We start from the raw sequence: 13070 nt of genomic DNA on the forward strand, positions 1-13070 counted from the left end.
CCGCGGCGATCCCGAGGAGCCACACCGAATGACCGACGACGCGCTGAACCCGGACCTGACCCTGGCGCTGCGCCTGGCCGACCACGCCGACAAGCTGACACTGGCGCGCTTCGGCGCCCAGGACCTGCGCGTGGACACCAAACCGGATCTCACCCCGGTCACCGACGCCGACCGCGCCGTGGAGGAGGCGGTGCGCGACGAGCTGGCCCGCGAGCGGCCCGACGACGCGGTCCTCGGCGAGGAGTTCGGTGGCACCGCCGAATTCGCCGGACGCCAGTGGGTGATCGACCCGATCGACGGCACCAAGAACTTCGTTCGCGGCGTGCCGGTGTGGGCCACGCTGATCGCGCTCCTGGGCGACGGGGTGCCGACGGTCGGTGTGGTCAGCGCGCCCGCCCTGGGCCGGCGCTGGTGGGCCGCCACCGGCTCCGGCGCGCACACCGCGGTCGGCACGGGTGCACCGCGGCGCATCGCGGTGTCGGCGGTCACCGAGTTGTCCGCGGCCAGCCTGGCGTTCTCCAGCCTGTCCGGCTGGGCCGACCGCGGCATCCGCGACCACTTCCTGGCGTTGACCGACGCCGTGTGGCGGGTCCGCGGTTACGGCGACTTCTGGTCGTACTGCCTGCTGGCCGAGGGCGCGGTGGACATCGCCGCCGAACCGGAGGTGTCGCTGTGGGATCTGGCCGCCCTCGACGTGCTGGTGCGCGAGGCCGGCGGAACGTTCACCGACCTGGCCGGGTCCGCCGGACCGCACGGTGGCAGCGCGGTGGCGACCAACGGGCCGCTGCACACGCGAGTCCTCGACCAGCTCAGATAGCCGATCACGGGTCGGCCACCGGGCCTCCGTCGTGTGAGTTGCGTTACACGCGCACCGTATCTTACTCCGGAGTAAGATACGGTTTAGCGGACTTCGTCCTGTCCGCCCTTCCACCTTCATGACGTGAGGCTGTCGATGACCAACACCGCACCGCAGACCACCGGCACCCGGCGGCGCCGCCGCAAGAACGGCCACCAGAGCGCCGTCGGCCTGGGCCGACACAAGCGCACCCTCACCGACGTCGGGTTGGCCGTCATCACCCCGATCGTCGGCCAGGGGTTCCTGGACAAGTACAACCTGCGTGACCCGCTGAACCGGGCGCTGCGCTACGGCATCAAGCAGACGTTCTCGGTCGCCGGCGCCACCAGCCGCCAGTTCAAGCGGGTACAGGGCCTCACCGGCGGCCCGACCCGGCTCAAGTCCGCCGGCGACAAGGGTTACTTCGACCTGACCCCCGACGAGGACCAGCAGATGATCCTCGACACGGTCAAGGAGTTCGCCGCCGAGGTGATCCGCCCGGCCGCGCTCGACGCCGACGAGGCGGCCGGCTACCCGCCGGAGCTGATCGGCAAGGCCGCCGAACTCGGCATCACCGCGGTCAACATCCCCGAGGACTTCGACGGCATCGCCGAACACCGCTCCAGCGTCACCAACGTCCTGGTGGCCGAGGCACTCGGCTACGGCGACATGGGCCTGGCCCTGCCGATCCTGGCCCCCGGCGGGGTGGCGGCCGCACTGACCCACTGGGGCTCGGCCGGCCAGCAGGCCACCTACCTCAAGGAATTCGCCGGCGAGAACGTCCCGCAGGCGTGCGTCGCGATCGCCGAACCGCAGCCGCTGTTCGACCCGACCATGCTCAAGACCACCGCGGTGCGCACCCCCAGCGGCTACCGGCTCGACGGGGTCAAATCGCTGGTCCCCGCGGCCGCCGACGCCGAACTGTTCATCATCGCCGCCCAGTTCAACGGCAAGCCGGCGCTGTTCCTCGTCGAATCCTCCAGCGAAGGACTCAGTGTCAAGGCCGACCCGTCGATGGGCCTGCGGGCCGCCGCTCTGGGTCAGGTGGAGCTCGACGGGGTGCGGGTGCCGCTGTCGGCCCGCCTCGGTGAGGACGAGGCCACCGACGAGGACTACTCCGAGGCGCTGGCGTTGTCCCGGCTGGGCTGGGCCGCCCTGGCCGTCGGCACCAGCCATGCGGTGCTCGACTACGTGATCCCCTACGTCAAGGAGCGGGAGGCGTTCGGCGAGCCGATCGCCAACCGGCAGGCGGTGGCGTTCATGTGCGCCAACATCGCCATCGAACTCGACGGGCTGCGGATGATCACCTGGCGCGGGGCCTCGCGCGCCGACCAGGGCCTGTCGTTCGGCCGGGAGGCGGCCCTGGCCAAGCGGCTGGGCACCGACAAGAGCATGCAGATCGGGTTGGACGGCGTGCAGCTGCTCGGCGGGCACGGCTACATCAAGGAACACCCGGTCGAGCGCTGGTACCGCGACCTGCGGGCGATCGGCGTCGCCGAAGGCGTCGTGCTGATCTGACCCCGCCCCTCCCCGACCTTCCTTTCGAACGGAAAGAACTCCCATGGCAATCAATCTGGAACTCCCCCGCAAGCTGCAGAGTGTCATCGAGAAGGCGCACCAGGGCGCCGCGGAGATGCTGCGGCCGATCTCGCGCAAGTACGACCTCGCCGAGCATGCCTACCCCGTCGAGCTGGACACCCTGGCCGACCTGTTCGAGGGCGTCTCGGAGGCCGGCGCGTTCGCGATGGCCGGCGCCGAAGCGTTCCGGGACGCCGAGGACACCGGCCAGAACCGCAACGGCGCCAACATGTCCGCGTTGGTCAACGCACTCGAAATCAGTTGGGGCGACGTCGGTCTGCTGCTGAGCGTGCCCTATCAGGGGCTGGGTAACGCGGCGATCTCCGGGGTGGCCACCGACGAGCAGCTGGAGCGCCTGGGCAAGGTGTGGGCCGCGATGGCGATCACCGAACCCAGCTTCGGTTCCGACTCCGCGGCGGTCACCACCACCGCCACCCTCGACGGCGACGAATACGTCATCAACGGCGAGAAGATCTTCGTCACGGCCGGGTCGCGGGCCAGCCACATCGTGGTCTGGGCGAGCCTGGACCGCTCCAAGGGCCGCGCCGCGATCAAGTCGTTCATCGTTCCCCGCGAGCATCCCGGCGTGACCGTGGAGCGGCTGGAGAAGAAGCTGGGCATCAAGGCTTCCGACACCGCGGTGATCCGGTTCGACAACGCCCGCATCCCCAAGGACAACCTGCTCGGCAGCCCGGAGATCAACACCGAGAAGAGTTTCTCCGGGGTGATGGAGACCTTCGACAGCACCCGCCCGATCGTGGCCGCGATGGCGGTCGGGGTCGGCCGGGCCGCCCTGGAGGAGCTGCGCAAGCTGTTGACCGACGCCGGGGTGGAGATCAGCTACGACAAGCCCTCCCACGCCCAGAGCGCCGCCGCCGCGGAATTCCTGCGGATGGAAGCCGATTGGGAGTCCGGCTACCTGCTCACCCTGCGCTCGGCGTGGCAGGCCGACAACAACATCCCGAACTCCAAAGAGGCGTCGATGGCCAAGGCCAAGGCGGCCCGGGTCGGCACCGACATCACGCTGAAGTCGGTGGAGATGGCTGGGACCACCGGCTACTCCGAGCAGCTGCTGTTGGAGAAGTGGGCACGCGACTCCAAGATCCTCGACATCTTCGAGGGCACCCAGCAGATTCAGCAGCTGGTGGTGGCCCGCCGGCTGCTGGAGCTGTCTTCGGCGGAGCTGAAATAGCTTCGCCCTCCCCAGAAGCCCGCTGCCGGCGTTGAACTCACTGCCGAGCGTCGATCGCGTCGGGCAACGCCGACAGCAACTTGGCGTCGGCGGTGAGCAGCGCGAGCCGCTCCACCGCGGCCTGGGCGACCAGCAGGGCGTCGAAGGGGTCCCGGTGCGGCAACGCGGCGAGGTCGCAGGCGAACGTGTGGCGGTGGGTCACCGGCAGTTCACGCAGGCCGGATCGCTCGATTGCGTCGCTGAAGTCATCGGGTAGCGCGAGCTTGCCGGTCGCCGCTTTGGTCGCGAGTTCCCAGGTGCTCGCCGCGGAGACGTACACCGCTGTGCTGGCTGAGATCCGTTCCCGGGCAGCAGCCCCCAGGCGAGAACTGTCATCGAGCAACCACAGCACCACGTGCGTATCAAGCAGCAGACCGCTCACCGGATGCCGAACAACTCATTGACGGCGCTGTCGAGGTCGTCGAAATGGTCGGCGTCGTAGCCGATTCGACCCGCCAGACCACCGAAAACGACGTCGGTCCGCGCGTGCGGGACCAAGTCGGCGACCGGCTTGCCGGCCCGCGCGATCGTGATCGTCTCGCCCTGCTCCACCCGGGCCAACAGCTGCGAGAGCCGAGTCTTGGCGTCGTGGATGTTGACCGTCGACATACCGCTAGCGTAGCGGACTTAGTCTAGTTGAGCTAAGCCAATTCGATTGCATCACCCCTTGCGCCGACCCAAAACAAAAAGTAATGTCACTTTTAGTTTCGTGTCGCGTGCTCCCGGGAGGCAGCTATGGAATCGTTCGTCCACCTGCGTAAAGGCCGCACCCCACGGCGGGTGCACGCCGACCTCGACGGGCTGAAGGACGACGAACTCGGCCGCGGCGGATTCACCGGCCGGACCGCGAGCCTGTTCCGGCGCAACGACCCCACCGCCTACCGCGCCGAGGGACCGCTGCGCCCGATCGACGTGCTCAGCGACCAGCTCTCCCCCACCGACGCCGAGGACCCGGCCGGTGACCCACTGCTGCTGTTCGCCAACCCGGACTGCCGGATCTCGCTGTCCCGGCGCACCGCGCCGATGCCGTTCTTCATCCGCTACGTCGACGGGGATCTGCTCTGCTTCGTCCACGCCGGCACCGGCACCCTGGAAACCGAGTTCGGTCCGCTGACCTACCGCCCCGGCGACTGGGTGTACCTGCCCAAGGCCACCACCTGGCGGCAGGTGCCCGACGAACAGACCACCCTGCTGATGGTGCAGGCCACCGACGAGTTCCGGGTGCCGCCGGCGGGGCCGCTCGGCAGGCACTTCCCGTTCGACCCGGGCGTGGTGACCATCCCCGAACCGACCCCGCGCGGCGACGACGCCGACGACACCGGTGAGCACCAGGTCCGGCTGATCCACGAGGGCGGGCCGACCACCCTGCACTACGGTCACCACCCGCTCGACGTCGAGGGCTGGCGCGGCGACAACTTCCCGTTCACCTTCAACATCGCCGACTACCACGTGATCACCTCCGATTCGGTGCACCTACCGCCCACCGTGCACCTGTTCATGCAGGCCACCGGCGTTGTCGTGATGAACTTCCTGCCCAAGCCCGCCGAGGGGGTGCCCGGCACCGAACGGACCCCCTGGTACCACCGCAACGTCGACTACGACGAGATCGCCTTCTTCCACGGCGGCACCCTCTACGGCATCCCGATGCCGCCCGGGCTGCTGTCCCACGCCCCGCAGGGAGTGCACCACGGCGCCCCGGAAAAGGCCCGCGAACGCGCCAGGCGCAAGTTCGACGACTTCAACCGGGTCGACTGGCAGGTCATCGCCGTCGACACCCGCCGTCGACTGACCCCGTCTCCGGAGGTCCTCGCCGCCGATCTCGGTCAGCACGCCTGACCGCATCCAGCAACCCACCCAGCAACCAGGAGGCCAGGCGTATGACCACCGCCGTCAAACACGACTACGAACGTATCCCGTATCTGGTGGCCTACCAGAACGATTCGGATGTCCGTGACGTCTACGGCGGCGTCGCCGAACTGGTGGTGCTGGAGAGCTATCTGCTCAAACCCAAAGACAAACCGTCCGACACGGTGCTGATGTTCATGCACCCGATCGGTGGCGGCGCCTATCTGCCGATGATGAACGGCCTGGCCCGCGCCGGCCACCACGTCATCTACTGCAACAGCCGGTTCCGCGGCACCGACTCCGCACTGCTGATGGAGAAGGTGGTCCAGGACCTCGGCGAGGCGATCAAGGACGCCAAGAACCGGCTCGGCTACACCAAGGTGGTGCTGGCCGGCTGGAGCGGCGGCGGCTCGCTGTCGATGTTCTACCAACAGCAGGCCCAGAACCCGACCGTGACCGCCAGCCCCTCCGGCGACGGCCCCGACCTGACCAAGCTCGGCCTCATCCCGGCCGACGGGATCATGTTGTTGGCCGCCCACATCAGCCGGCACGGCACCCTGACCGAATGGCTCGACGCCGCCATCCTCGACGAGACCGACCCGACCAAACGCGACCCGGAACTCGACCTCTACAACCCCGACAACCCCAACCAGCCGCCCTACACACCGGAATTCCTGGAGCGTTACCGGGCCGCGCAGATCGCCCGCAACCGCAGGATCACCGCGTGGGTCAAGGACAAACTCGCCGAACTGAAAGCCGCCGGACGCGGCGACGAGGAGTTCGGCTTCGTGGTCCACGGCACCATGGCCGACCCGCGCTGGCTGGACCCGACCGTCGACCCCAACGAACGCACCCCGGGAATGTGCTATCTGGGGGATCCTCGGGTGGTGAACATGAGCCCGATCGGGTTGGCGCGGTTCTGCTCGCTGCGCAGCTGGCTGTCCCAGTGGAGCTACGACGACGCCAACGGCGACAGCTTGGAGTGCGGCCGCGACCTCGCCGTGCCCGCCCTGGTCATCGGCAACCTCGCCGACGACGCCTGCACCCCCAGCCACACCCGGCGGATGTTCGACGCGATCACCCACCCGGACAAGGAGATGCACGAGATCCCCGGCGCCAACCACTACTACGCCGGGCCCGACCAGCGCGACACCCTGCGCCAGGCCGTCGCCGTGGTCAGCGACTGGCTGCAGCGCCACGGCTTCACCGGGAGCGGGTCGGCATGAGTGCAGGCGCCCTCGACGGGGTGCGCGTCCTCGAACTGGGCACCCTGATCTCCGGTCCGTTCGCCGGGCGGCTGCTCGGCGACATGGGCGCCGAGGTGATCAAGATCGAGCTGCCCGGCAAACCCGACCCGCTGCGCACCTGGGGGCAGGCCGAACTCGACGGCGAGCACTTCTTCTGGACCGTCCACGCCCGCAACAAGAAGGCCGCCACCCTCGACCTGCGCAACCCGCGGGGCCGGGAGCTGTTCTTGGAACTGGTCGGCAGATCCGATGTGATCGTGGAGAACTTCCGGCCCGGCACGCTGGAGAAATGGGACCTCGGCTACGAGGTGCTGCGCGAACACAACCCGGGCATCATCCTGGTCCGGGTCTCCGGGTACGGCCAGACCGGGCCCGACGCCACCAAGGCCGGCTACGCCTCGGTCGCCGAGGCCGCCAGCGGCCTGCGGCACATGAACGGCTTCCCCGGCGGACCGCCGCCACGGCTGGCGCTGTCCCTCGGCGACAGCCTGGCCGGCATGTTCGCCGCCCAGGGGGCACTGGCCGCCCTCTACCGGCGCACTGTCACCGGCGAAGGCCAGGTCGTCGACGTCGCGTTGACCGAATCCTGTCTGGCCATCCAGGAATCCACCATCCCCGACTACGACGTCGGCGGGGTGGTGCGCGGCCCGTCGGGCACCCGGTTGGAGGGCATCGCACCGTCGAACATCTACCGCTCCGCCGACGGCTCCTGGGTGGTGATCGCCGCGAACCAGGACAGTGTGTTCGCCCGGCTCTGCCAGGTGATGGGTCGCCCGGAGTTGGCCACCGATCCGCGGTTCGTCGACCACGGTGCGCGCGGCCGCAACCAGGACGAGCTGGACCGCATCATCGGGGAGTGGGCGGCCGCGCGGCAGCCGGCCGAGATCATCGCCACCCTCAGCGACGCCGGGGTCATCGCCGGGCCGATCAACACCGTCGCCGAGGTCGTCGCCGACCCGCAACTGCTGGCCCGCGGCATGATCGCCGACCACTACGACGAGCGGATCGGCCGTAATGTCAAGGGGCCGGGCATCGTGCCGGTGCTCTCCGAGTCACCCGGAGCGATCCGGCATGCCGGGTCCACCCGGCCCGGCCAGCACAACAACGAGGTGTTCGGCGAACTGCTCGGCCGCAGCGCCGACCAGCTCGACGACCTGCGTCGAGAGGGGGCGCTGTGAACCCACTGCCCGAACGGGTCACGATCCGCGAGGTCGCGCTCCGCGACGGCCTGCAGAACGAGGCACCCATCCCGCTGGCCGCCAAGCTGGAGGTGCTGTCGGCCATCGTCGCCACCGGGGTGACCGAGATCGAGGCCACCGCGTTCGTCTCCCCCACCAAGGTGCCTGCGATGGCCGACGCCGCCGACCTGGCCGCCGAGTTACGCCACTTCCCCGGCATCACGTTCTCCGCGCTGGTGGCCAGCCCCAACGGCGCGCGTCGCGCGGTGGCCGCCGGTCTGCAGACCGTGCAGTTCGTGGTCGCCGCCACCGACGAGTTCAGCAAGGCCAACGTCGGGCGCAGCAGCGCCGAGGCGACCGGACAGATCGCCGAGATCGTCGCGATCGCCCACGACGCCGACGTCACCGTCGAGGTGATCATCGCCACCGCTTGGGACTGCCCGTTCGCCGGGCCCACCTCCGCCGACCGGGTCGTCGAGATCGTCGAGGCGGCACGGCATTCCGGCGTCGACCGGATCGCGATCGCCGACACCATCGGCACCGCCACCCCGCGCCGGGTGACCGACCTGATCGAGCGGGTCCGCCCGGCCCTGGGTCCGCTGCCGCTGGGCGCGCACTTCCACAACACCCGTGGTGTCGGGCTGGCCAGCGCCTACGCGGCGGTCAGCGCCGGGGTCACCCGGCTGGACTCCTCCGCCGGCGGACTGGGCGGGTGCCCGTTCGCCCCGGGCGCCACCGGCAACATCGCCACCGAGGACCTGGTGTACCTGCTCGGCGACAGCGGAATCGACACCGGCATCTCGTTGGCGGCCGCCATCGAGGCGGCACGCGTCGCCCAGCAGGCGGTCGGCCACGACCTGCCCAGCGCCCTGCTGCGCGCCGGCGACCGGATCCGGAAGTAGCCGCCGTGCCGCCCGGCGAACTGAGCACCAAGGGCCGTCAAACCCGAACCGCTATCGAACAGGCCGCCCGGAAGCTTTTCGCCGAGAGCGGATTCCACGGCACCACCCTGGCCGACATCACCGCGGCAGCCGGCCGCTCCCCGGCCGTGTTCTACCGGTACTTCACCGACAAGGAAGACCTGCTCGCCGCCCTGGCCCACTCCTTTCTGCACGACGTGGTGGCCCCCTCCGGGCTGAACCTGCGACTGCCGGAATCACCCCAGGACACCGAGTTCTTCACCTCGGTGGTCGCCGCCTACTGGAACATGTTCAAACAGAACATCGGGATCATGATCGCGGTGTCGCAACTGGCCGCCACCCAGCAGCGTTTCGCGCAGGTGCAGAACGAGTTCCGCCACTTCGGCATGGACATCGTCGCCGCCTCGGTGCGCCACGCCCAGCAGCAGGGCTACGCCGCGGGCCTGGTACCCGAACACGTCGCCGCAGCCATCGCGCTGCTCTTCGAGAACTTCACCACCGTGTTCGTCGGCGACTCCGGACTGGGTTTGGAGATCACCGACACCGAGGCGGTCACCACCTTGGCCACCATCTGGAAGAGGACCCTGTACGGCTTCTAGCCGGCGCAGTCGACGAAAGGAATCCCGCCGTGGACTTCACCCTGCCCGACCACCTGCCCGGGCTGCTCGCCGAAATGGACGCCTTCATCGAGGCCGAGATCGCCCCACTGCAGGCCGAGAACATGCAGTACTTCGACGAGCGCCGCGAGTTCGCCCGCACCGACGTCGACAACGGAGGGATCCCGGCGCGGGAGTGGGAAGACCTGCTCGATGAGATGCGTCGCCGCGCCGACGCGGCCGGCTGGCTGCGCTACTCGCTGCCCGCCTCGGTCGGGGGGCGCGACGGCAGCAACCTGGACATGGCGGTCATCCGGGAACACCTGGCGCACAAGGGCTTGGGGCTGCACAACGATCTGCAGGACGAATCCTCCATCGTCGGCAACTTCCCGCAGGTGATCATGATGGAGCGGTTCGGCACCGACGCGCAGCGCCGCGAGTTCTCCGAGGCGCTGATCACCGGGGAGCGGTCGATGGCGTTCGGGCTCTCCGAACCCGGCCACGGCTCGGACGCCACCTGGCTGGAGACCCGCGCCGAGCGCACCGGTTCGGGCGACGACGCGGGCTGGGTGATCAACGGCACCAAGCGGTGGAACACCGGCGTGCACCGCGCCAGCCACGACCTGATCTTCGCCCGCACCTCCGGTGAGCCGGGCTCGGCCACCGGCATCACCGCGTTCCTGGTTCCCACCGACACACCCGGATTCAGCGTGCCGTTCTACTGGTGGACGTTCAACATGCCCAGCGACCACGGCGAGGTCGAACTGCGCGACGTCACCGTCGGCGCCGACGCGGTGCTCGGCGAGGTCGACCACGGCCTGGAGGTCGCCCAGACCTTCCTGCACGAGAACCGGATCCGGCAGGCCGCATCCAGCCTGGGCGCGGCCCAGTACTGCATCGACCGGGCCGCCGACTACGCCCGCGAACGGGTCGTGTTCGGCAAGCCACTGGCGGTCAACCAGGCGGTCCAGTGGCCTCTTGCCGAACTGCACACCGAAGCGCAGATGGTGCGACTGCTGGTCTACTACGCCGCCTGGCACCTGGACCACGACCACCACCTCGAGGTCTCCGACAAGGTGTCGATGGCCAACTACCGCGCCAACCGCCTGGTCTGCAACGCCGCCGACCAGGCCATGCAGACCTTCGGCGGGCTGGGCTACAGCCGCCACGAGCCCTTCGAGCACATCTACCGCCACCACCGCCGCTACCGGATCACCGAGGGCGCCGAGGAGATCCAGATCCGGCGGGTGGCGCAGCGCCTGTTCGGCTTCGGCCGGTCCCGCCGATGAGCGCAGGCGACCGGCTGGCGGCCGCGCTGCCCGAAGTGCTCGAGCCGACGCTGGGCGCAGCCCGGATCGAGGACCTCCGGTTGCTGTCCGGCGGCGCCAGCCGCACCACCTGGTCGTTCGACGCGGTGACCGGCGCCGGCCGCCGCGCGCTGATCCTGCGCATCGGGCCGGCCGAGGAACACCACGCCAGCATGGCCGCCGAGGCCCGCGCCCAATCGGCCGCGGCGGCGGCCGGCGCCCCGGTGCCCACGGTCCTGGTCGCCGACAACTCCACCGCCGCGCTGGGCAACCCGTTCCTGGTCTGCGACGCCATCGCCGGGGAGACCATCGTGCGGCGGATCTTCCGCCGCCTCGACGCTCCCGACACGGCCGCCGACCGGTCGGCCCTGCTCACCCAGTGCGCCGAGGCGCTGGCCGCCATCCACCGCGCCGACCCCGCGGCTGCGGGCGGTGAGCAACAGGATCAGTTGGCGTTGTGGCGCGACCAACTCGACGCGATGGGCGACACCACCGCCACCTTCGAGTGGGCATTTCGGCGGCTGGCCGCCCGCCGTCCCGCCGACGTGCCGCCGGTGCTGGTGCACGGCGACTTCCGAATGGGCAACCTGATCGTCGACGACACCGGTCTGGCCGCCGTGCTGGACTGGGAGCTGACCCACCTGGGTGACCCCACCGAGGACCTGGCCTGGTTCTGCATCCGGGCGTGGCGGTTCGGCGCCCCGGCCGCCGCCGGCGGGCTGGGCGACATCGAGGACTTCCTACGCGCCTACGAGACTGCCGCCGGGGTCAGCGTCGAGCGGTCCCGGTTCCGCTGGTGGCTGGTGCTGGCGACGCTGCGCTGGGGGGTGATCTGCCGCTACCAGGCCCACCGTCACCTGACCGGGATCGCCCGGTCGGTGGAGTTGGCCGCGGTGGGACGCCGGGTCGCCGAGACCGAATGGGACCTGCTCGACCTGCTCGACGGGGAGGATCAACGATGAGCGCCGAACTCTACGGCCGGCCCACCGCGGCCGAACTGGTAGCCGCCACCGCCGAATTCCTCGACACCCTGGTGACGTCCGAGGAGACCGGCGGCGCGACGCGCTTCCAGGCCCGGGTGGCCGCCAACGCACTGCGGATCGTGCAGCGCGAACTCGACCACGGTGAGGCCGGCGCCGCCCGTGCCCACGCCGCGCTTGCCGCCCTCGGCTACCCCGACGAGGCCACGCTGGCCGCCGCGATCCGGGCCGGTGATCTCGACGGCCGCGACGGCGAGGTCGCCGCCTGCCTGCGCGCGCTGGTCACCGAACGGCTGGCGGTCGCCCACCCCGGCTACGACCGGACCTCGCCGTAGCGCTCGCACCGTCCCGGCCGCCGATTGCGCCGAATCCTGCCCCGCCGCGCAGTAGCATCGGCATCGTGTCCCCCTCCGATCCGCTGCGGATCCTGGTGTACAGCGACGACGCCGCCACCCGCGCGCAGGTGCTGTCCGCGCTGGGCGACCGGCTGCACCCGGATCTGCCGCCGCTGAGCTATCTGGAGGTCGCGACCGCACCGGTCGTCGTCCGCGAGGTCGACGCGGGCGGGATCGACCTGGTCATCCTCGACGGCGAGGCCACCCCGGCGGGCGGGATGGGCGTCGCCAAGCAACTCAAGGACGAGGTCGACCCGTGCCCGCCGGTGCTGTTGCTCACCGGCAGGCCCGACGATGCCTGGCTGGCCAAATGGTCGCGCGCCGAAGTGGCGCTGCCACACCCGATCGACCCGATCCTGCTGGGCCGCACCGTGCTGTCGATGCTGCGCACCGAGTCGAGCCCGACCGGCTGAGTCCGCGGCGCGCCGTCTGCCCGGAAACAATCGTGGCCACCCGACGACGTGGCTAGGCTGTGGCCTAGTTCACAGTTGGATCCGAGCATGGGGCAGCCCACACCACCCTAGGCTCGGGGAAAGCCCACACACGGACGCCGTGAGGAGGTGCTGCTGCGGCATGACCCTCTACACCCCCATTCTGGCTCTCGGTGCCCTGGCGGCCGCTTTCGCGGTGGTATCGGTGGTCGCGGCCAGAGTGGTGGGGCCCTCCCGCTACAACCGCGCGAAACTCGAAGCCTACGAATGCGGCATCGAACCGACCGACCAGCCGGTGAGCGGCCCGCACGCCGCCGCCGGGCAGCGGTTCCCGATCAAGTACTACCTGACCGCGATGCTGTTCATCGTCTTCGACATCGAGATCGTCTTCCTCTACCCGTGGGCGGTCGCCTATGACCGCCTGGGGGTGTTCGCCCTCGCCGAGATGGGGCTGTTCGTCACGGTCGTCCTCGTCGCCTACGCCTACGTCTGGCGCAGGGGCGGTCTGAGCTGGGATTAAGGAGGTC

15 protein-coding genes are annotated in these 13070 nt (G+C 69.9%); 13 read left to right on the forward strand and 2 right to left on the reverse strand.

The annotated features are described in order from the left end of the window. Nucleotides 1–28 precede the first annotated feature (28 nt). The 3 genes from hisN (at nt 29) to AWC30_RS10395 (ending at nt 3605) form a co-directional block, all read left to right on the forward strand. Nucleotides 29–817, forward strand: coding sequence for a histidinol-phosphatase (gene hisN, locus AWC30_RS10385; RefSeq protein ID WP_085110118.1), 789 nt, complete (start codon nt 29–31; stop codon nt 815–817). Between the two features lie 135 nt (nt 818–952). Next, nucleotides 953–2353, forward strand: a complete 1401-nt coding sequence (locus tag AWC30_RS10390; RefSeq protein WP_085110149.1) for an acyl-CoA dehydrogenase family protein — start codon at nt 953–955, stop codon at nt 2351–2353. 43 nt (nt 2354–2396) lie between these two features. Beyond that, the gene (locus tag AWC30_RS10395) at nt 2397–3605 is read left to right on the forward strand and encodes an acyl-CoA dehydrogenase family protein (protein ID WP_085110119.1); all 1209 of its coding nucleotides are present in this window, start codon (nt 2397–2399) and stop codon (nt 3603–3605) included. A gap of 37 nt (nt 3606–3642) precedes the next feature. Here the strand turns inward: AWC30_RS10395 and AWC30_RS10400 are convergent, their stop codons facing one another. After that, nucleotides 3643–4026 (reverse strand): type II toxin-antitoxin system VapC family toxin, encoded by a 384-nt coding sequence (locus AWC30_RS10400; RefSeq protein ID WP_085110120.1) that lies wholly within the window; start codon nt 4024–4026, stop codon nt 3643–3645. Next, the gene (locus AWC30_RS10405; protein WP_085110121.1) at nt 4023–4253 is read right to left on the reverse strand and encodes a type II toxin-antitoxin system Phd/YefM family antitoxin; all 231 of its coding nucleotides are present in this window, start codon (nt 4251–4253) and stop codon (nt 4023–4025) included. The genes AWC30_RS10400 and AWC30_RS10405 overlap by 4 nt, the downstream gene beginning before the upstream one ends. Before the next feature lie 126 nt (nt 4254–4379). On the opposite strand from AWC30_RS10405, the gene AWC30_RS10410 reads away from it, so the two are divergent. The 10 genes from AWC30_RS10410 to AWC30_RS10455 all read left to right on the forward strand — a co-directional run bounded on the left by AWC30_RS10410 (nt 4380) and on the right by AWC30_RS10455 (nt 13063). Beyond that, complete coding sequence (locus AWC30_RS10410; protein WP_085110122.1) at nt 4380–5480, forward strand: homogentisate 1,2-dioxygenase; 1101 nt, start codon at nt 4380–4382, stop codon at nt 5478–5480. Nucleotides 5481–5521: 41 nt separating this feature from the next. Next, the gene (locus AWC30_RS10415) at nt 5522–6715 is read left to right on the forward strand and encodes an alpha/beta hydrolase family protein (RefSeq protein WP_085110123.1); all 1194 of its coding nucleotides are present in this window, start codon (nt 5522–5524) and stop codon (nt 6713–6715) included. Continuing rightward, complete coding sequence (locus AWC30_RS10420; protein WP_085110124.1) at nt 6712–7914, forward strand: CaiB/BaiF CoA transferase family protein; 1203 nt, start codon at nt 6712–6714, stop codon at nt 7912–7914. Before AWC30_RS10415 ends, AWC30_RS10420 begins: the two co-directional genes overlap by 4 nt. Then, nucleotides 7911–8816, forward strand: coding sequence for a hydroxymethylglutaryl-CoA lyase (locus tag AWC30_RS10425; RefSeq protein WP_085110125.1), 906 nt, complete (start codon nt 7911–7913; stop codon nt 8814–8816). The genes AWC30_RS10420 and AWC30_RS10425 overlap by 4 nt, the downstream gene beginning before the upstream one ends. Before the next feature lie 5 nt (nt 8817–8821). Continuing rightward, complete coding sequence (locus AWC30_RS10430; protein WP_085110126.1) at nt 8822–9433, forward strand: TetR/AcrR family transcriptional regulator; 612 nt, start codon at nt 8822–8824, stop codon at nt 9431–9433. Nucleotides 9434–9462: 29 nt separating this feature from the next. Next, entirely contained in the window at nt 9463–10719 is a 1257-nt protein-coding gene (locus tag AWC30_RS10435; RefSeq protein WP_085110127.1) for an acyl-CoA dehydrogenase family protein, read from the forward strand. Further along, entirely contained in the window at nt 10716–11699 is a 984-nt protein-coding gene (locus tag AWC30_RS10440) for a phosphotransferase family protein (protein WP_085110128.1), read from the forward strand. Before AWC30_RS10435 ends, AWC30_RS10440 begins: the two co-directional genes overlap by 4 nt. Then, a complete protein-coding gene (locus tag AWC30_RS17820; RefSeq protein ID WP_085110129.1) occupies nt 11696–12052 on the forward strand; it encodes a DUF6285 domain-containing protein in 357 nt (118 codons plus the stop codon). The genes AWC30_RS10440 and AWC30_RS17820 overlap by 4 nt, the downstream gene beginning before the upstream one ends. 62 nt (nt 12053–12114) lie before the next feature. Continuing rightward, a complete protein-coding gene (locus AWC30_RS10450; RefSeq protein WP_109562017.1) occupies nt 12115–12525 on the forward strand; it encodes an Rv3143 family two-component system response regulator in 411 nt (136 codons plus the stop codon). 160 nt (nt 12526–12685) lie between these two features. After that, nucleotides 12686–13063, forward strand: a complete 378-nt coding sequence (locus AWC30_RS10455) for an NADH-quinone oxidoreductase subunit A (protein ID WP_085110131.1) — start codon at nt 12686–12688, stop codon at nt 13061–13063. The last annotated feature ends 7 nt before the right edge of the window (nt 13064–13070 follow it).

Origin of the sequence: Mycolicibacillus trivialis (assembly GCF_002102395.1) — a bacterium.
In the GTDB taxonomy this organism is placed as follows: Bacteria; Actinomycetota; Actinomycetes; order Mycobacteriales; family Mycobacteriaceae; genus Mycobacterium; species Mycobacterium triviale.

Coding starts and splice junctions, on each gene's coding strand:
- hisN (WP_085110118.1), top strand. CDS start 29: ATGACCGACGACGCGCTGAACCCGGACCTGACCCTGGCGCTGCGCCTG.
- AWC30_RS10390 (WP_085110149.1), top strand. CDS start 953: ATGACCAACACCGCACCGCAGACCACCGGCACCCGGCGGCGCCGCCGC.
- AWC30_RS10395 (WP_085110119.1), top strand. CDS start 2,397: ATGGCAATCAATCTGGAACTCCCCCGCAAGCTGCAGAGTGTCATCGAG.
- AWC30_RS10405 (WP_085110121.1), bottom strand. CDS start 4,253: ATGTCGACGGTCAACATCCACGACGCCAAGACTCGGCTCTCGCAGCTG.
- AWC30_RS10410 (WP_085110122.1), top strand. CDS start 4,380: ATGGAATCGTTCGTCCACCTGCGTAAAGGCCGCACCCCACGGCGGGTG.
- AWC30_RS10415 (WP_085110123.1), top strand. CDS start 5,522: ATGACCACCGCCGTCAAACACGACTACGAACGTATCCCGTATCTGGTG.
- AWC30_RS10420 (WP_085110124.1), top strand. CDS start 6,712: ATGAGTGCAGGCGCCCTCGACGGGGTGCGCGTCCTCGAACTGGGCACC.
- AWC30_RS10440 (WP_085110128.1), top strand. CDS start 10,716: ATGAGCGCAGGCGACCGGCTGGCGGCCGCGCTGCCCGAAGTGCTCGAG.
- AWC30_RS17820 (WP_085110129.1), top strand. CDS start 11,696: ATGAGCGCCGAACTCTACGGCCGGCCCACCGCGGCCGAACTGGTAGCC.
- AWC30_RS10455 (WP_085110131.1), top strand. CDS start 12,686: ATGACCCTCTACACCCCCATTCTGGCTCTCGGTGCCCTGGCGGCCGCT.